At 62.4% G+C, this 15442-nt stretch carries 22 protein-coding genes; all 22 read right to left on the bottom strand.

Annotated elements, in window-relative coordinates:
- Position 1 precedes the first annotated feature (1 nt).
- Positions 2 to 2599 carry a tape measure protein gene (locus tag I2H81_RS03485; protein ID WP_195644560.1) on the bottom strand — a complete coding sequence of 866 codons (2598 nt, stop codon included), beginning with the start codon at positions 2597 to 2599 and terminating at the stop codon, positions 2 to 4.
- Positions 2592 to 2801, bottom strand: coding sequence for a hypothetical protein (locus tag I2H81_RS03480; RefSeq protein WP_138378128.1), 210 nt, complete (start codon positions 2799 to 2801; stop codon positions 2592 to 2594). Before I2H81_RS03480 ends, I2H81_RS03485 begins: the two co-directional genes overlap by 8 nt.
- A 191-nt stretch (positions 2802 to 2992) precedes the next feature.
- A complete protein-coding gene (locus I2H81_RS03475) occupies positions 2993 to 3415 on the bottom strand; it encodes a hypothetical protein (protein WP_138378130.1) in 423 nt (140 codons plus the stop codon).
- 12 nt (positions 3416 to 3427) lie between these two features.
- The gene (locus tag I2H81_RS03470; RefSeq protein ID WP_195443451.1) at positions 3428 to 3970 is read right to left on the bottom strand and encodes a phage major tail protein, TP901-1 family; all 543 of its coding nucleotides are present in this window, start codon (positions 3968 to 3970) and stop codon (positions 3428 to 3430) included.
- Positions 3971 to 3982: 12 nt separating this feature from the next.
- Positions 3983 to 4396: a DUF5072 family protein gene (locus I2H81_RS03465; RefSeq protein ID WP_195443454.1), complete on the bottom strand. Its 414-nt coding sequence runs from the start codon at positions 4394 to 4396 to the stop codon at positions 3983 to 3985.
- 10 nt (positions 4397 to 4406) lie between these two features.
- The gene (locus tag I2H81_RS03460; RefSeq protein ID WP_195644559.1) at positions 4407 to 4772 is read right to left on the bottom strand and encodes an HK97 gp10 family phage protein; all 366 of its coding nucleotides are present in this window, start codon (positions 4770 to 4772) and stop codon (positions 4407 to 4409) included.
- A complete protein-coding gene (locus I2H81_RS03455) occupies positions 4760 to 5074 on the bottom strand; it encodes a hypothetical protein (protein WP_195644558.1) in 315 nt (104 codons plus the stop codon). Before I2H81_RS03455 ends, I2H81_RS03460 begins: the two co-directional genes overlap by 13 nt.
- Complete coding sequence (locus tag I2H81_RS03450; RefSeq protein ID WP_195443463.1) at positions 5071 to 5415, bottom strand: hypothetical protein; 345 nt, start codon at positions 5413 to 5415, stop codon at positions 5071 to 5073. The genes I2H81_RS03455 and I2H81_RS03450 overlap by 4 nt, the downstream gene beginning before the upstream one ends.
- A 2-nt stretch (positions 5416 to 5417) precedes the next feature.
- Positions 5418 to 6500, bottom strand: coding sequence for a major capsid protein (locus tag I2H81_RS03445; RefSeq protein ID WP_195644557.1), 1083 nt, complete (start codon positions 6498 to 6500; stop codon positions 5418 to 5420).
- Between the two features lie 18 nt (positions 6501 to 6518).
- The gene (locus tag I2H81_RS03440; protein WP_195644556.1) at positions 6519 to 6833 is read right to left on the bottom strand and encodes a hypothetical protein; all 315 of its coding nucleotides are present in this window, start codon (positions 6831 to 6833) and stop codon (positions 6519 to 6521) included.
- Positions 6820 to 7503 (bottom strand): DUF4355 domain-containing protein, encoded by a 684-nt coding sequence (locus I2H81_RS03435; protein ID WP_195644555.1) that lies wholly within the window; start codon positions 7501 to 7503, stop codon positions 6820 to 6822. The genes I2H81_RS03440 and I2H81_RS03435 overlap by 14 nt, the downstream gene beginning before the upstream one ends.
- Positions 7504 to 7662: 159 nt before the next feature.
- Positions 7663 to 7926, bottom strand: a complete 264-nt coding sequence (locus I2H81_RS03430) for a hypothetical protein (protein ID WP_195443471.1) — start codon at positions 7924 to 7926, stop codon at positions 7663 to 7665.
- 78 nt (positions 7927 to 8004) lie between these two features.
- Positions 8005 to 8214 (bottom strand): hypothetical protein, encoded by a 210-nt coding sequence (locus tag I2H81_RS03425; protein ID WP_195644554.1) that lies wholly within the window; start codon positions 8212 to 8214, stop codon positions 8005 to 8007.
- On the bottom strand, positions 8211 to 9737 hold the full coding sequence (locus tag I2H81_RS03420; protein WP_195644553.1) for a minor capsid protein: 1527 nt from the start codon (positions 9735 to 9737) through the stop codon (positions 8211 to 8213). Before I2H81_RS03420 ends, I2H81_RS03425 begins: the two co-directional genes overlap by 4 nt.
- Positions 9730 to 10173 (bottom strand): SH3 domain-containing protein, encoded by a 444-nt coding sequence (locus I2H81_RS03415; RefSeq protein WP_195644552.1) that lies wholly within the window; start codon positions 10171 to 10173, stop codon positions 9730 to 9732. The genes I2H81_RS03420 and I2H81_RS03415 overlap by 8 nt, the downstream gene beginning before the upstream one ends.
- Positions 10154 to 11605, bottom strand: coding sequence for a phage portal protein (locus tag I2H81_RS03410; protein WP_195644551.1), 1452 nt, complete (start codon positions 11603 to 11605; stop codon positions 10154 to 10156). Before I2H81_RS03410 ends, I2H81_RS03415 begins: the two co-directional genes overlap by 20 nt.
- On the bottom strand, positions 11606 to 12883 hold the full coding sequence (locus tag I2H81_RS03405) for a hypothetical protein (protein WP_195644550.1): 1278 nt from the start codon (positions 12881 to 12883) through the stop codon (positions 11606 to 11608).
- Complete coding sequence (locus I2H81_RS03400; protein ID WP_138378145.1) at positions 12867 to 13280, bottom strand: hypothetical protein; 414 nt, start codon at positions 13278 to 13280, stop codon at positions 12867 to 12869. The genes I2H81_RS03405 and I2H81_RS03400 overlap by 17 nt, the downstream gene beginning before the upstream one ends.
- 2 nt (positions 13281 to 13282) lie before the next feature.
- Positions 13283 to 13522 carry a hypothetical protein gene (locus I2H81_RS03395; RefSeq protein WP_138378146.1) on the bottom strand — a complete coding sequence of 80 codons (240 nt, stop codon included), beginning with the start codon at positions 13520 to 13522 and terminating at the stop codon, positions 13283 to 13285.
- Positions 13523 to 13780: 258 nt separating this feature from the next.
- Positions 13781 to 14359, bottom strand: a complete 579-nt coding sequence (locus I2H81_RS03390; RefSeq protein WP_195644549.1) for a hypothetical protein — start codon at positions 14357 to 14359, stop codon at positions 13781 to 13783.
- Positions 14349 to 15059: an adenine nucleotide alpha hydrolase family protein gene (locus tag I2H81_RS03385; RefSeq protein ID WP_195644548.1), complete on the bottom strand. Its 711-nt coding sequence runs from the start codon at positions 15057 to 15059 to the stop codon at positions 14349 to 14351. Before I2H81_RS03385 ends, I2H81_RS03390 begins: the two co-directional genes overlap by 11 nt.
- Positions 15028 to 15282, bottom strand: coding sequence for a helix-turn-helix domain-containing protein (locus I2H81_RS03380; protein WP_195644547.1), 255 nt, complete (start codon positions 15280 to 15282; stop codon positions 15028 to 15030). The genes I2H81_RS03385 and I2H81_RS03380 overlap by 32 nt, the downstream gene beginning before the upstream one ends.
- Between the last annotated feature and the right edge of the window lie 160 nt (positions 15283 to 15442).

The following is a 15442-nucleotide window of genomic DNA, read 5'->3' as shown; positions in this document are numbered from 1 at the left end:
GCTACCTCCTCGCTGTGGATGAGCGGCGGGCTGCGGCAACCAAGGTGTCGATGGCGTCGGCCACCGCCACGTCTGCGTTCGCCGTAGCTCCGTCGATTGACAGGTAATAGGTGTCGCCACCGGAAACCGAGCCGACGGCTGCCGCAGCCCCGGTCTCGTAGGTGACGCTGTTTCCGCCGAACGACATGCTCAGGTCGTCGGCGAAGCCCGATACGGTGGCCTTCACGCCCTCGAAGCGCTTCTTCAGGCCCGTTTCGAGGGATTGCATGATCCAGCCGCCGTTCGGGATGAGCAGGCGCAAGTCCTTGCGCTTCGGGCCTTTGAGGCTGGCGATCTTGCCCGCGATGCCGGAAACGAAGTCGTACACGCCGCCGATGCTCGACTTGATGCCGTTGAGCAGGCCGCTGACGATGGAGCTGCCGGCGCTGTAGAGCAGGGAGCCGAGGTTCCCCAGCGCGCTCACGATTCGCCCGGGAATCGACGACACGAAGCTCACCACGGAGTTGATGCCGTTCGACACGCCGTTGCGGATGCTGCTCCACGCGTTGTTCAGGATGTTGCCGACCGCGTTCCATGCTGACGACCAGATGGATTGCACCGTGGACAGGCCGCCCGATATGAACGACTTCACGTTGTTGATGCCGCCTTGCACGGCAGTCTTGATGCTGTTCCACGTGCTGGTTACCCAGTTGCCGATAGCGCCCCAAATCGAGTCCCACACGCTCTGGATGAGCGCGAGGCCGTTCTGTATGACCGCCTGGATGAGCGCAACGTCGCCGCTGATGACGTTCTGGATGATGCTCCACACGTTCGCTGCCAGTGATTGGATGGCGCTCCAAACGGAACCCCAGTCGCCGTTGATGACGCCCAAGACAATCGTGATGATGTCCTGGATCGCCTGCATGGCGGACGTCACGATGGCCGAGATGTACGGCCAAACGGCGTCGATAACGCCCTGAATAGCGGTCATCGTCGATGTGATTCTCTCGACCAAAACGGGAAGCACCGTGGAGACGACCGTCTGGATAAGCGTGCATGCGTCAGATATGACCTGCTGGATCAGCGGCATGTTGGCCGTTATGAGGTCGGTCACCTGCTGGATGATTGGGCAAACCGTCGTCGTGATGGCTAGCGCCACCTGGCCTACCGCGTCGATGATCGTTCCGATTACGGGAACGAGGCCCGATACGATCGAGGCGATGACCGGCGCGATTGCCGCAACCAACCCGCCGATGGCGAGCGAGAAGCTGTTCACGACGATTACGGCGGCGGCGAAAAGCCCCTGAAGGGGTTCGGCCAAAGCCGTGAGGCTCTGGAACGCCGGGGCGAGCGATGACGCGATGCTCGAAGCGATGCCGACCATGGAGTTGCGAAACGCCTCGTTGGTTGCCATGCTGTAGGCGAAGATCGCCGCGAAGGCGGTGATTGCCGCGACAGCGACCGCAGCAGGCGCGGAAAGCGCCAGGAACCCAGTGGCAACGCCCTTCAGAGCCGGAACGATGCCGCCCGTAAGCGAGTTGGCAAGCGCGCCGAGCACGGGAATCTGCCCGATGAGGCCGCCAAGCGACACGGCGGCTAGGCCGGCCAAAGCGGCGGCGGCCACCTTGCCGCCCGTTCCGAGCTGTGAGAGGTCTACGACCTGGATCTTCTCGGCCAGGCTGTCGAGGAACCCGCACACCTTCTCGACCGCGCCGCCTGTGCGCGTCAGGTTGCCCTGCGCGTCGTATGTGACGCCCAGGAACTCGCCGAAGGCCACGGTGAGCGGCTTCAGCGCCGCACGGCACGAGTTCAGTACGCCTCGTATGGAGTTGAACACGGGGATGGCGGAGTCCTTGAGCGGAGTCATCCAATCCTGGCCGATTTTCGAGAGCGCGGCCTTCATGTTCGCCATGGAACCGGTGAAGGTCTCGTTCGCCGCCTTTGCCGAATCGCCGAACGCGGAATACATGGCGTCGGAGAAGGTTTGGAAGTCGATCTTGCCAGCCGTGACCATCTTGGAAACCTCGTCGGAGGACTTGCCCAAGTAGGTCGATAGCGTTGATATTGCGTTGATACCTCGGTCGGTGAACTGCGCGACCTGCTCGCCTGAGAGCTTGCCGTTCGCGGCCACCTTGGCCCAAATCGAGGAGAGGTCGCCCAAGTCCTGGCCGAACGTGGCGGCTGTGCCCACGCAGCCGTTCAGAGCCCTTTCCATGTCGTTGCCGGCGGCGACGCCAGATGCGGCGAGCTGGGCGCACGCCTGCGCGGCGGTGTCGAAGCCGAACGCCGTTCCGTCAACTGATTGCTGGATTGTGCTGTAGAAGTCGCTCCATTCGAGCTTCATGCCCTTGAACATCGTCTGGGCCTTCTCGATGTTCAAGGCGCGGCTCATGCCGCCGGTGGCGGCGAGCGTGGTAACGCCTGCGGTAACCGTTCCGATGGCGTTGCCAATTGACTTCGCAACGCTGCCGAAGCTGTTCGCGAAGTATCCCGCCACCTGCGAGCCGACGCCCTTGGCCGTCTCGGTGAGGCCCTTGAGCTTCGATGCGGAGCCATCGACGCCCGAGTCGAAGTTCGAGCCGTCGTAGGTTCCCTTGGCGGAGAGAACGTAATCAGCCATTCAGCTTGCCTCCTCCCCAAGGCGTCCATGGCGGGTTCTTTCGGTGCTGCTCCTTCAGCGCGTCGATCTCCTCGTAGGTGAAGGAGTCCTCGCGGAAGGAGCCGTTGCGCTTTTTCCAGAGCTTGTGGCGCTTCTTGGACAGGCAGTTGGCAACCGCCACCTGTACGGCGTCCTTGAAGAGGTTCGATTGGTCGACGGTCACGGTCTCAAGCTCTTTGCGCACGAACGCGAGCTGCACGGGCGTGTGCTGCGCGTACTGCTCGTAATCCCAACCGAGCCTGGCGGCGAAGAACGCGAAGTCGGCCTCCCTGCGGAACAGGGCGGCGTCTTGCGCGGCTTCGCCGCTTTTCGGCTTGGCGGTGAAGTAGTCGAAGCCGGTGAGGCGCGTTAGGGCTAGTTCCCTGCGCCCTTGAATAAAAAAGCGCAGTCGCGCTGAAGCGCCATCATCACGGCCTGGAACACGACGGGGTAGCCGTTCGTGTCGATGAGCTTGTTCACGATCTCCTCGGCCTTCTGCGGCAGGAAGTAGCCGCCGCCCTGCACCTTCAGGCCGTAGCCCGCGATGGCCGCAAGCTCCTTGAAGGTGAACATGCCGTCGTTCTTGTAGAACGAGGCGATGATCGGCGTGTGGCGCTCCTCGTAGAGGTCGATGCGCTTGCGCGAGAATCGGATCTCGCAGACGTGGCCGCGCACGGTGAAGGTCTGCGGCTCCATGCTCTCGGGGTCTTGTTCAAGCTCGTTCACGATGTCTTCGGTTTCTGCGGCATCTGCGGCGGAATCCTCAAGGAATGCGTCGAGTTCGGTGTCTTCTGTCATTGGTCAGGCTCCTTAGCTGTTGGAAACGGTGATGGTGGCTGCGGTGATCTGCTCCTCGGATGCGGTCTCGTAGAGCCACGGCTTGCCCGTGCCCTGGAACTCCATGGAGTAGGTGGCGTTGTCGTCGTTCGGCGCCTCGAAGCTGTCGGAGGACACGAGCGCGAGGCCCATGCGCAGCGGAACGTACTTGGTGTTCGCGCTCGTGCGGATACGCTTGCAGACCTTCAGGCACAGGTACTCGCCCTCGGCAAGCGCCTTGGCGACGGTCTTCGTGGCGGAGTCGTCGGGCGAGTACAGGCCGTCGATGGATGCGTCCCAGCTCTTGGAGCTGGCGAACTTGAGCGTCCAGCCGCCGATGGCGTCGTCCTTGGTCGCGGCCTCTGTGTTGTCCTGGCTCATGTTGAATTTGAGTCCCTGCTGGCCGCTCACGGCGAGCAGCTCGGTGCCGGTCTTGTCGGTAACGAGGGCAACGATGTCGTTGCCGCTGAGGGCCTTGGCGGTTGCTGCGTCGAAGTCGCAGCCGATGAGGTTGGTGTCCTGCTGAGCAGTAGACATCTCGGTTCCTTTCTAGTTCTTGACGCGGAGGCCGTAGCAAACGCGGAAGGTGAACTCCGCGATGGCGTGGCCCTCGTCGGTCTCGTCTTTCTTTACGGTCTGCACGCCGTTGCAGGTCGTGCGGTAGAGGCTGAACGGCGCTGGAAGCTCGAAGCCGTCAGCAAGCGCCTGTTCGAGCCGCTGCACCATGCCGAGCACCTTGGCGTTGCTGTATGGGCGCACTGGCTCGCTGATGCAGTGCACCCAAACGGTGATGGCGTCGATGTACATGGTTTTGGTGTTCTCAGGCTGCGTCGATTGCAGCTCGACGCTGTAAAGCGGCGAATCACGATTCTCTGGGCTGTCGTAGCAGCTGGTGCCGGTACCCGCCTCGATGGCCTCTATGAGGCAACCGAGGAACACCGCGAGGCTTAATCGTTGGATCATCGCGCTCTCCCTAGAGCTTCCGTAGCTGGTCGATTAGGTCTTGTCTGAATATCGGCTCTTGCGCCTTGACGTTGCGTTGCAGGAATCGCTGCCCCTCCACGTATCCGCCGTTCACCGTGCGGTGGCCGTACTCGACGTGAGGCGCGTAGTCCTTCGCGTATCCGACGGTGTCGCCGGACTGCCCCAACGACATGCGCAGCTCGCCGTGTGGCCCACCAGGCCTGGTCTTCTCGGTAGATACGGGCGTTCCGCCGTCCGCTTTGCCACGGTTGTAGATTTGGGCCATGTTCTTCATGATCACGGCCTCGAACCTTACGTGCGAAAGGCGGTTGAGCTTTCCGGCAAGACCGTTCACGTCGCGTATCACGAGGCCCATGGCTTGCACCTCTTGACGCTCACGACGGTTGCGTCGCCGTCGGCCATGACGTTCTCGACCTCGTAGGAAGTCCCTTTGACCTCGACGCCGCAGACGCCGGCGAAGTCGCTTGCCGGGCGCTTGGTGAGCAGGGCGCGGGAAACGCTGTCGAAGGCGTTTCCCGCCTCGGCGCTGCGAACCTTGTGGCTCGGGCCGAAGCGCACGAAGAAGTCGAACGCCTCGACGGTCGAGCAAATGGGGTTGTGCAGCTCGTCGATGCCCGTCTGCTTGCGTCTATAGGCCTTTGCCCTACACCACTTCATCGGCGCGCTCCCATGAACTTGATGCCTTTGGGGCGACACGCCTCGCGCAGGGCCTCGATGTCGTCGGAATAGGCGGACAGCACGTCGTCGATGAACGAGTTCGACATGCTGCCGCCGTCGGACGCCGATTCGGAGGTGCTGCCCTCGTAGCCGCGCAGGCGCAGGGCCTTCACCGCCGCATCGACGGCGATTGACTCGGCCAGGCGCGGAAGTCTCTCGACCTTGAGGCGGATGAGCAGACGGTCGGTGACCGTCTGGATCATCTCCTCGATTGCCGAGTCGTCCGGCACGGCCTCGTCGGGCAGGTATCGCGCCTTAACGCGGTCTACGAGCGCGGCCATGGCTAGCCCTCCACGTGGTTGGACTCGTCTTCGAGCGCCTGGGTGGAGGTGGTGTCGATGGTCGCGATGATGTGTCCGTAGACGTTGGGCAGCACGGGGATGAACACGCCGGAGGCCTTCGTCCACGTGGCAACGGGGTCGGGGGTGTCCCAACGGGTGCAGGTGACGAACTGCATCTGGCGCTTCTCGTCGAAAGCGCCGCCCTGCTCAAGCTCCTCGGGGGTGACGCCCCAAAGGCCCGTGCCCACGGAGCCGTCGTAGCCCACGGAGCACATGACGAACTTGTCCTCGGGGAAGAAGCGGCCCTGGGACACGCTGCCGCCCTTGGCCCCGATGATGCCGTAGCGCTCCTCGTCAACGGTCAGCGTGAGGCCGTTGAACTGCTGCGCGAGCAGGTTGTTCACCTGCGCCAGGCTGGGCAGGATGCCCGCGCCGTTGACGCCGAAGATGGCCTTCTGCACGGCGGCGTTGCGCTGGATAAGGGAGAACACCTTCTTGGAGGTGACGGCCACGGTCGGGGTCTGGCCCTTGCCCTGCGCGATGGTCACCCAACCGTCGATGTCTCCAAGGATGTCGGCTTCGGCAACCGCCCACTTGGCCGTGACCTTCTGGTCTTCGGGCACGCCGAAGTCGATTTCCATGGACACGTTGTTCTCGGCGATGATCATCTTGCCCGTGGTCAGGGCCTCAATTTTGGCCTTCTCGGCGCGCGTGACGACGGACTCGGCGGTGCGGGCGACGTCATCGAAGACGTAGCGGCGCACGGAGTCCATCTGCATGTCGAGGCCGCGAGTGATGCGGCGCAGGCGCTCGGAGAGGTTGATCTTCTCCTTGATGAGCAGGGACTCGGTGGTGACGCGCTCGAACGGCACGCGGGAACCGATGTGTGCCTCGGTGTCGAAGCCGTGGATCATGGCAACGGTGGGCAGGTTGCCGTTCTCGGCCAGGCGCGTGTACTCGGCCTCGATGTACTGCGTCTTGCGGTCGGGGAACAGGCGGGAGCCTGTGTAGCTGCGCTGGACGTTGAAGCCCTGCGAGAAGTCGAGCATGTCGCGCTCGGTGATGAGTTCAGAGATGAGACGCATGTTGCGCTGCTCCTTTCGTTAAACCAGGTAGAGGCCTGCTGCGGCGAGGTCTGCCTTCTTCGCCTTGGCCTCGGCGGATACCTTGTCGGCCTTGAGTCGGCCCTGGAAGATGACCGCAGCCGGGCACTTGTCGGTGTCGGTCATGTCGTAGTCCTCAAGGAACACGCCGAACTCGGACGTGCCCGTGAAGAGTGCGCCCGCCTTGATGAGCTTGCGGCCATCGACCTCCTTGGCCATGGCCTGCGTGGCGGTGCGGGTCTTCGCGACGATGCCCACCTCGGAATCGAGGATGCTTTGGGACTCGCCGTAGGTGAACGCCTTATTGAGCGCCATCTTTCTTTCCTCCGTTCATTCGGTTGCTGTAATCGGATGCGAACTTCGACGCGAACGACTGGCTGGGCTTGGTGCCCGCGCCGTCTTTCGGGGGCTGGCGCTTCAGCGCCTCCTGCACGGCGGCGTTTACCGCCTTGGTGAACAGCTCCTTGATCTTGGAGATCGCGGCGTTGGTGTCGTCGGCCTTCTCCGTGACGAACATGGACAACAGCTCGTCGCCGAGGTCGATGCCTGCGGCCTTCAGCTCGGAGCGCGCGACGCCCATCTGCTCGGCCAGGTTGATGCGGCGCTCAAGCTCGGCCTTCTCGCCCTGGGCCTTCTTCAGCTCGTACTGCGCGCGCTGCAGGTCGTTCATGCCCGCCAGCTTCTCGGCCTCGGAGCGCTTGTCGTCTGCCTGCTGCGCAAGCTCCTCGCGGATGCGCTTTTCGAGCTTCTTGCCCTCGCGCGCGAGCTTCTGCTGCACGATGGCGTTCACCTCGTCGTCGGTGTAGGTCTTACCTGCTGGCTTCGGCTCTGGGTCGGTGCCGTCGCCGCTTGGCTCGGGGTCGGGGTCGTTGCTCTCGTTGCCTTCTGCGCCATCGCCTGCAGGGTCGGCGCTGCCGCCCTGCGGAGGCGTGAGGTTGCCGCCCGCTACGCCCGCGAACTTCTGTCGGTTTCCGTCTTTCGCCATGTTTTGCACCCTCCATAAGGTTTCTCGTGGCTCATGCCTGCACGTTTCGCCGTAGCTTTTAGCGGGTTCCACGCCTGCCCGATGCCGTGGCTTTTAGCGACTTCAACGCTCGGTCGGTCTTTGACCAAGCCAGTGTCCCGCGTGCGTGAGATTCGCCCGCTACGAGGGGTCTAGGATGTCTTCAAGGCGTTCTAGCGTCGGCAGATCGGCAAGACGCATGACCTCCGCGCCTTCGTCGGTTATCACCACCATGGGGATGCGCGTTATGCGCTCGGAGTTGTTCAGCCGCTCCATAAGGCCGTCCCATGCCCAGTGCTCGCGCACCTGGTCTGGGTATTCGGCTGCAAGCGGCTCTATGACCGCCTTCCTGTAGGCTTCGCACGCGGGGCAGCCCCGGCGTGTGATGTACTCGGCCCTGATCACGTCTCCTCCAATCGGCAAAAGAAAAGCCCCCATGTCGGGGGCTTCGTTCTACCGTGGAGGTGAGAAGGGTGTTAGGTTTTAGCGGTGGAGTTCCTTGTTGCGCTTGCGGATGATAGCCTCGGCCTGCTCTTGGCTTATCTCGTCAAGCCAAAGCTCGCCTACCAGCACGGCCCACAGGTCGTTGTCGTCGCGCCATCTCCTGAGCGTGAAGTTGTAGGTCTCTGCGGTACCCGCCTCAAGGTCGATGCGCGAAACGCGCTTCACGGAATCGTCGGTGTAGTAGTTCATTTGCGCACCTCCTCGATGTTTGGCGGGGTTGAAAGCCCGTCGGACAGCTCTATCATGCGGCGCACAAGCTCGGCGCGCCGTTTCGGGTCGGTCTCGGGAAGCCGCTGCTCCTCGTAGAGCTTGTGAAGCTCGTTCTCCTTCAGGGCAAGCGACTCGGGCGTGTGGAACTGCAGCTCGAACTTGAAGCCGTCGGGCGTCTCGAACTGGCAGTTGACGCCGCGGTACGTTACGCCCGTGCTCTGCAGCGTGTTCTTGACCTTGACCAAAGTATAGCCCGCCTTCTCAAGCTCGACGCGGATGCGGGCGAACTCGTCGGCGAAGCTGGCCGTTTGAAGCTGATAGGTATACCGCAGCACGTCGTGGATGGAATCGGCTGCTTCCTGCTCGCTCATGGTCTTGTCGTGCGAGTCGGTGCGAATCTTGCGCGCGAGCGACTGCTGGCCCTTGAGCCTGAAATCAAGCCCCGCGAGCGTCGAGCCTACGCGCTGAAGCGATTGCAGGAACGACGTGGTTTCAGGCTCGCGCACCATGGCGTCGGAGCGCAAACGCGTTGCTTGGGTGCCCGAATCGCCTCCGCGCTTCTGCACGTACTCGTCTATCCACTTGTCCCAGTCGGCCACCTCAAGGGTATACGAGCAGCGGCACCACGGGTGCATGGGCGGGAAGTTCGTTCCCGGCATGCGCTCCGACAGCTTGGCCGGATGCTGCTTCTGGTAGGCCTCAAGCTCGCGGCAGACCTCGCAGGCCTTGCCGTCGTGTATGCAGCTGATGGCGTAGCTCTCGAACTCTGACTCGTGGACGCGTGCCTGCGCCTCGTTGAAGAGGTACGTGCCCTCGGTGTACACGAGGCGCATAGCCGTGCGGGTGCCGCTGTGGTTCAGCCTAGCCCGAAGCTCGCGCGAGATCTCATCGTATGAGACGCCGCGCGCTATGAGCTTCGAGAAGTCGTCGTTTAGGTAGCTCGCCAGCTTCTTGCGGTTTGCCCAAATGCGGGCGGAGAAATCCTCGCCAGCCGCCCAAGCGGCCCCGACGGTAGCCTTGACCACCTCGGAATCGTAGCGGTAGAAGTCCTTGCCGAAGCCCAGCTCCTCGGCGGCCATGTTGGCCGCGCGGCGCGCCTGCTCGGAGAAGTGGCGCTGAAGCTCTGTCTGCTCGATGGCCCCTATCTCGTACTGCTGGATGCGTATCTGAAGCTGGATGGCCTCAAGCTCGTTCAGCCGGTAGATGGACTCGCGGACGGGCATGAGGTCGGCGTACTGCGGGTACTTCTTGGCAAAGTCGTCCATGCGCTCCATGAGCAGGGTGTGGTCTTCCGCGCTGATGGATTGCAGCAGGCGGCGGTACTCGATCACCTTGTCCTCGCCGTACTGGGCGTAGTAGGCGGCTATGAGGCGGTCGAGCTTGGCCGCCTCGCTGGCGTACACCTTCTCAAGGCGCTTGCGCAAGGCGGACTCGTCCTTCTCAAGCTGCGCAAGGAACTCGTCTCGGCGCTCGCGCCAGTACTCGTCGCTAGGCTTACTCATCGCTGCCCATAAGAAGCTCGATGATCTGCGCCTTGGTGGCGTTCTTCGGAAGGGCCACGCCGCTTCCCTTGGCAAGCTCGCGCAGCTCGTTGATCTTCATGGCCATCAGGCCGGCGTTGTCGTCCGCCTCGGGCTGCTCTTCGGCAGGCTCGGGTTCGGCCTCTTGCGCAGGCGCTTCCTGCTGCTGTTCCGCCTCGGGCTGCGGTGCACCGCTCGGCTGCTCCTTGATTGCGTACGTTGTCGTATCCACCAGGGAGCCGACCGTCACGAGGTCTTCGCGGATGTAGCCGCCCATGGTCAGCTCAAGCCAGCCGGGTGCGGCATCCTCGACGTGCGCGGCGCAACCGCTGCCCATCGTTCCGATAATTGGCGCCTCTGCGCTCGGCTGCTCGCGGATGGCAAGGCGCTTGCCTCGGCTATAGATCGCTACCTTCATCGTTGGTTCCTTCCTCTTCGGTGTCATCGGCCTGAGCCGTCCTATTGGTGGGCATGCCGCCGCTTATGGCGTCGGCCTTCTCTTCCTGTTCGTCGCGCTTGCGCTGCATCTCTGCCTTCGGGTCGCTCACGCACGAGAGCACGGAAAGCTGGGTCTCCTCGGACACGATGCCAGAGAGCTGCCCGGCCACGCTTGCCTCGGATTGCAGGTCGTCGGGCATGTTGCGGTGCATGGTCACTTCCACGGCCTGCCAGTCGTCGCCCGCGAAATCGGCGTTGGGGTAGGCGGTCAGAAGGCGCATGCGCTCCTGCACGCCGCGCCTGAACTTCAGCTCTTTGTTTCGCGCCAGGTTGCTCATGGGCATCATGCGCATCTTGAGCGCTATGCCGGAGGCCGTGGCGAAGTTGTCGTCGGTGATGTCGGGCACCATGGCAGTCTTGTAGATGAGCGTTTCCAGGCGGTTGATGAGGTTTTCCTGCACGCCGTCGGCGTTCGGCTTCACGAGGAACATCACGTCGAGGCCCTCGGTCGATTCGCCGAACAGGTTGATGATCTTGTTCTCGCGGATATTCTCTATCTCGGACTCGTCAAGCTCCTTGCCCTTGACCACCATGTAGCAATCGCTGAAGTACTCGACGTCGTTGGCCTTCTCGGACAGCACGGCGTTGTACTGCTCGATGAGCGACAGCACGCCCTCGTAGAGGCCGCGCCCCTCGGTATTCTGGCGGAAATCGACCGCGGGCACGCTTCCGAACGCATGCGCGCTAGGCTCGCCGAAGGCGAAGCCATCGTTTGTGCGGGCGAAATCGACCACCTGCGCGGCATCCGACCAGCTGCCCTTGATGGCCCCGTCGTCGCCGTAGAACCAGCGCACAAAGAACAGCGGGCGCTTCAGCACGGAGTCGTCGTACACCATGAAGGCGGTCAGCGGCGCTACCGCGATTGAGCGCGGCATGCCGTCCTCGTCTTGGTAAAGCATCTCGTAGGCATGGCCGAACTTCGAGGCCATCTTCGAAAGCTCTGCGTCCACGTCCTCCTGAAGGTTTCTCGCCGTGAACTCGGCGATGAACGCCTCCACGGCGCTTTTCCGCGAATCGGGCATCCCCTCGGCGTTTCGCACGGAAAGCGTCATGGGCACGCCGATGAAGTAGCCCTCGAAGGTCTGCGTGATGGTGTATGCGAAGTCCGCAGCCATGCGGTTGTCGGGCTTGTAGTCGGGCTTCCTGCGCCAGGCGCGGTCGAAGATGGCGTAATGGCCCCTGTAGGCCGCGTCCAGGTACTCGTAGCGCGGCTTGTGGGCCTGCTCGAACTCGTCGATGAGCCTCTGAAGCAGCTCGGGCGTCATCTCGGTGCCGGCGGGCACGCGGAAGTCCTCGGTCTCAGGCTCGCGCTGCATCTGGTCGTAGTAGAAGGAATGGAACTCGTGCGCCACTTATATGCCTCCCTTGAAGAACTTCACGCCCGGCTTGCTCTGCCACTGCCTTATCGCGCTTGCGAGCGAATCCGGCATGTCGTCGTGCGCTGCGTTCTCGCTGTAGTCGAGCACCTGGTTCAATGCGTCCGCGTCGAGCGGGTACTGGTCGCAGTCGAGGAATCTCACGTTGGCCCACTGGCTGCGCAGGTGCGTGCTTATCTTGATGTACTTGTTCTCCGCCTCCTGGTAGGAGCAGCACGGGTGCCCCCTGCGGATGATGGACTTGCGCAGATAGCCCTTGTCGGCGTTCGACTCGCAGAAGACGGTGCCGATGCGCAGGGCCTTGCACTCCTTCAGGATCTCGTCGAGGCAGTCGTCTACGTGCCTATGCCACATGCGGATGTGCGCGTACCAGATGCCGCCCTTCTCCCTAACGCAGGTGAAGGCCGTGTAGTCAGCGCCGCCGTAGCTCGCGTCTATGTGGCCTATACCGTCCGCCAAAAGCTGCGGCTCCTTGAAGAACTGCGCGTTGGTGAACATGGCGTCCTCGTCGGCGATGTGCTTCAGCTCGTAGTTGGCAGCGAAAAGCGAAGGCGACATGCTGGCGCGCACGCGCTCTATGTCCTCGCGGCTCATGAGTCCCGTCTCGAAGCAGCTCCATCGGCGGATGTTGGGCATCAGCTGGAAGGCGTCGTCCTTGTGCCACGGCGTGCCCGTGTTGAAGATGCGCCCGCCTCGGTTGCGGATGTTCTGAAGCTCCATGTACAGCAGCTTGATGCGCTCGCGCTCGGCTGCGGACACCCTGTCCTTCACGTTCACGATGTCGTCGGTGAACACCTTGTCGGCGTGCTTGCCCGTGAGAGAGCCGCCGCAGCCAAGCCCCAGCAACTGGGGAGCGCCCGACACGCCCTGTTTGAGGTTCGTCGACACCGAGGACTGCGTGGCCTTGGTTATCACGAGGTCGGTGCCGTAGAGCATGCGCCCGAGGGCCTGGAACCACTCCGATTGAAGAACGTTGGCCGTGGCCGTCATGACCTCCGCCACGTCGTCGTCGGTCTTGCGCAGGAATATGACGCGCTCGCCGGGGAACAGCACGAGGATGAAGGCGAACGAGATGTGCAGGCACGTGGTCTTGAACGAGCCTCGGTGCGCCTGGATGGTCTCGTCCTCGGTGCCGAACACCATGTCCTTGATCCACTTGTTGTGCAGGTCGGTGAGCTTGTCGTATCCCAGCTTCACGGCTATGTCGGCGGGGCAGTCGTACACCAGGTCGATGAGGTCAGCCCTTGTCGGCATGGCGCTTCGCCTCTATCAGCTTGCCGATCTCCTCGGCCGCGTGCGACACGTCCGCTGCCACCTCGACCTTCTCGACGGGCTTCTCGCCTGCGGTGTCGCGAAGGAACTGAAGCGCGGCTATGTCGCCCTTCATGGCCTTCCTGGCGACCTTGAGCACGCTTATCTCGGAGACCGTGAGCTTGCGGTCGGGGTAGTCCTCGAAGGACATCCCCTCCAGCTCGTCCAGCTCGGCGTCGGTGCCCTCGAACGGCATGTGCAGCACGGTCTTGGCGATCTCCTGCAGCTGCTTCTTCTCGCGGCGCTTCTTGGCGGCGGCCTTGCCGGCCTTCGAGGCAGCGGCCCGGCGCTGCTCGGGCGTCTGGTCGCGCTTCGGCTTGATGAGGTTCTGGTCGTTCATGGCTAGTCCTCGAACGTGAGGCCCATGAAGCGCAGGCGCTTGTCAAGCTCGGCGAGCGCGCCGAAGTCGTTGGAGCCGTACACGAGGGCGTGGACGATGGCGGTGTCCATGACGTACTGCCACTGGCGCTCGTCCCAGCGGTCGCTGCAACGGTCGTCGCGCCACGCGTTGAACCATGTGACGGTCTCGGCGGGCCAGTCTGTGTCGGTGGGAAGCGTGGGCTTCTCTCGCTTGGCTGCCATGCGTTCACTCCTCTCTGTTTTGCTTTGACGATGGAAAGGGCCAGCGCCTTATGATCGCGCTGGCCCTGGGTTCCCCCTTAGTAGGAGGAGCGGCCGGAAGAGCTGCCGCGACCGCGATTGAACGCGGAGCGCACTCGGTTGGCGATGTTTCCCGCTGCGCGGCGAATACGACCGAACATGCCTGCCTCCTCTCGTTTTCGGGAACAAAAAAGGCGTCCCGAAGGACGCCTTGATTTTCCTATGCGCGTGAGATTGGCCTTAGGCCTCAAGGGCCTCAAGGATCTTCGACCCGTCCATGTACAGGTCGCCGTACTTCGCCAGGGCATACTCCCTGATGAAGCTTTCGAGGTCGTCGGAGTCGCGGAACACGCACACGACGTAGTAGGCGCTGCTCCAAACGTTGTCGTAGTAGGGCTTAACCTCAAGCGACTCGAACGCCTTGAGTATGGCATCGGCCTCGGCGAAGCTGTCGCCTTCGAGGCTGTCGGTGGTATCGACCGAATCGAGCGGGTTCGGCATCGGCGTGCCCTTCTGCTCCTTCGGCTTGAACTGCCGCTTGTTCTGAAGGCCTATGCGCTCCTCGAACACGGGGCGGATTACGTCGCCGAACGTCCAGCCCTCGGCATCGGCCTTGACCAGATCGGCGAAGCGCCCGCGCTCCTCGGCGTCATGGAAGCAGAAGCAGATCCAGAAGCCGGAATCGACGGCCATCTGAAAGCGCTTCTCCTCGCGCTTCTCGCGGTCTCGGTAGCTTTTCTGGTGGTCGGTCAGCTGCGCTTCCTCGGCCGCCTTAGCCTCTTTACGCGCCTTCTGCGGCTTCTCAAACTTAAAGCCCATAGTGCTCCCACCTCTTCTCGTCTGCCTCGATGAACGGGTACCACTTCTTGACCACGGCGAAATCGTCGGGGCGCTTCTCGCGCAGGGGCTTCATGAAGCGCATGTCCAGGCCGTCGAAGCTGCGCCCGAACAGCTCGTAGTCCGGAGGCAGGCCGATGCCCCTGCGGGCGATCGCATCCATGACCTCTGCCTTCGTCCAGTCTGCAACCACCGAGGCCTTGTGCGTGGTATGCTTCATGAGGCCGTGCTTGGTGAGGCTGGCTCGACGGTACGGGTTGTCGCAGGCGCGCACGCCGTCGCAGAACCACGTGTTATCGGGCAGGCCGAGGTCTTCGAGGATGTAGGGGCGCATGTCGTCGTAGCTGTAGACCGGCATGTTCGCGGCCTCGATCACGTCGCAGTGCGCCGGGCTTTGGAACACGCAGTTGTTGAGCGTCCTCGACCATCTGGGGTGCGGGTACTGGTGTATCTTCACGCCGAACACCTTCTCGATGGTTCGCACGTTCTGCTCGACCATCGGAAGGCCCGGGATAGACCAGTAGTAGATCGGCACGACCTCTATACCCTCGTCCTCAAGCGCCACCCAGGCGGCCAGCGAGTCCTTGCCCAGCGAGCAGGAAAGCACCACGGGGCGTCCTTCCGCCTTGAGCCGCTTGCGAATCTCGGCGCTAGTCGGCTGGCCCTTGATTATCGTCGGCATCTTCGCTCCTCTCCGTTATCTCGATGGGTTCGCCCATTCCGTTCAACGTCAGCTTAAATCCCATGTGAGAAGCCATGAGCGCGAGGTTTCCCGCGCCAAGGTCGGAACCTTGTTTGATCGTGTTATGAACGTAGTTCCTGCTCTTGCCCATGGCCTTTGAAAGCGCGTACATGCTCATGCCGGAACGGTCAAGCATTTCTTTAAGCGCCTCAGTCGGTGTCATGCAACCTCCCTCCATGCCTTGATCTGATCCCCTGATGATACAGCAATAGCAATAGGGATACAACAATAGGAATTGTGCAGGTATTGTGTAGAACAATAACTATTGTGCATTATGCCTATAGCACACTAATTATTGTGCAATAATTCAGTTGTCAGCAATG

Source organism: Collinsella aerofaciens (assembly GCF_015561195.1).
Lineage (GTDB): Bacteria > Actinomycetota > Coriobacteriia > Coriobacteriales > Coriobacteriaceae > Collinsella > Collinsella aerofaciens_AC.
Note: the sequence above shows the minus strand (reverse complement) of the source record. Positions and strands in the feature narration are given on the sequence as shown.

Excerpts from the sequence above, each read along its gene's own strand:
- I2H81_RS03440 (WP_195644556.1), bottom strand. The coding sequence starts at position 6,833 with ATGGCGCTCAATAAGGCGTTCACCTACGGCGAGTCCCAAAGCATCCTC.
- I2H81_RS03485 (WP_195644560.1), bottom strand. The coding sequence starts at position 2,599 with ATGGCTGATTACGTTCTCTCCGCCAAGGGAACCTACGACGGCTCGAAC.
- I2H81_RS03460 (WP_195644559.1), bottom strand. The coding sequence starts at position 4,772 with ATGGGCCTCGTGATACGCGACGTGAACGGTCTTGCCGGAAAGCTCAAC.
- I2H81_RS03470 (WP_195443451.1), bottom strand. The coding sequence starts at position 3,970 with ATGTCTACTGCTCAGCAGGACACCAACCTCATCGGCTGCGACTTCGAC.
- I2H81_RS03415 (WP_195644552.1), bottom strand. The coding sequence starts at position 10,173 with ATGAAGGTAGCGATCTATAGCCGAGGCAAGCGCCTTGCCATCCGCGAG.
- I2H81_RS03405 (WP_195644550.1), bottom strand. The coding sequence starts at position 12,883 with ATGCCGACAAGGGCTGACCTCATCGACCTGGTGTACGACTGCCCCGCC.
- I2H81_RS03475 (WP_138378130.1), bottom strand. The coding sequence starts at position 3,415 with ATGACAGAAGACACCGAACTCGACGCATTCCTTGAGGATTCCGCCGCA.
- I2H81_RS03425 (WP_195644554.1), bottom strand. The coding sequence starts at position 8,214 with ATGAACTACTACACCGACGATTCCGTGAAGCGCGTTTCGCGCATCGAC.
- I2H81_RS03395 (WP_138378146.1), bottom strand. The coding sequence starts at position 13,522 with ATGGCAGCCAAGCGAGAGAAGCCCACGCTTCCCACCGACACAGACTGG.
- I2H81_RS03445 (WP_195644557.1), bottom strand. The coding sequence starts at position 6,500 with ATGCGTCTCATCTCTGAACTCATCACCGAGCGCGACATGCTCGACTTC.
- I2H81_RS03390 (WP_195644549.1), bottom strand. The coding sequence starts at position 14,359 with ATGGGCTTTAAGTTTGAGAAGCCGCAGAAGGCGCGTAAAGAGGCTAAG.
- I2H81_RS03420 (WP_195644553.1), bottom strand. The coding sequence starts at position 9,737 with ATGAGTAAGCCTAGCGACGAGTACTGGCGCGAGCGCCGAGACGAGTTC.
- I2H81_RS03455 (WP_195644558.1), bottom strand. The coding sequence starts at position 5,074 with ATGAAGTGGTGTAGGGCAAAGGCCTATAGACGCAAGCAGACGGGCATC.
- I2H81_RS03380 (WP_195644547.1), bottom strand. The coding sequence starts at position 15,282 with ATGACACCGACTGAGGCGCTTAAAGAAATGCTTGACCGTTCCGGCATG.
- I2H81_RS03435 (WP_195644555.1), bottom strand. The coding sequence starts at position 7,503 with ATGGCGAAAGACGGAAACCGACAGAAGTTCGCGGGCGTAGCGGGCGGC.
- I2H81_RS03385 (WP_195644548.1), bottom strand. The coding sequence starts at position 15,059 with ATGCCGACGATAATCAAGGGCCAGCCGACTAGCGCCGAGATTCGCAAG.
- I2H81_RS03465 (WP_195443454.1), bottom strand. The coding sequence starts at position 4,396 with ATGATCCAACGATTAAGCCTCGCGGTGTTCCTCGGTTGCCTCATAGAG.
- I2H81_RS03400 (WP_138378145.1), bottom strand. The coding sequence starts at position 13,280 with ATGAACGACCAGAACCTCATCAAGCCGAAGCGCGACCAGACGCCCGAG.
- I2H81_RS03450 (WP_195443463.1), bottom strand. The coding sequence starts at position 5,415 with ATGGCCGCGCTCGTAGACCGCGTTAAGGCGCGATACCTGCCCGACGAG.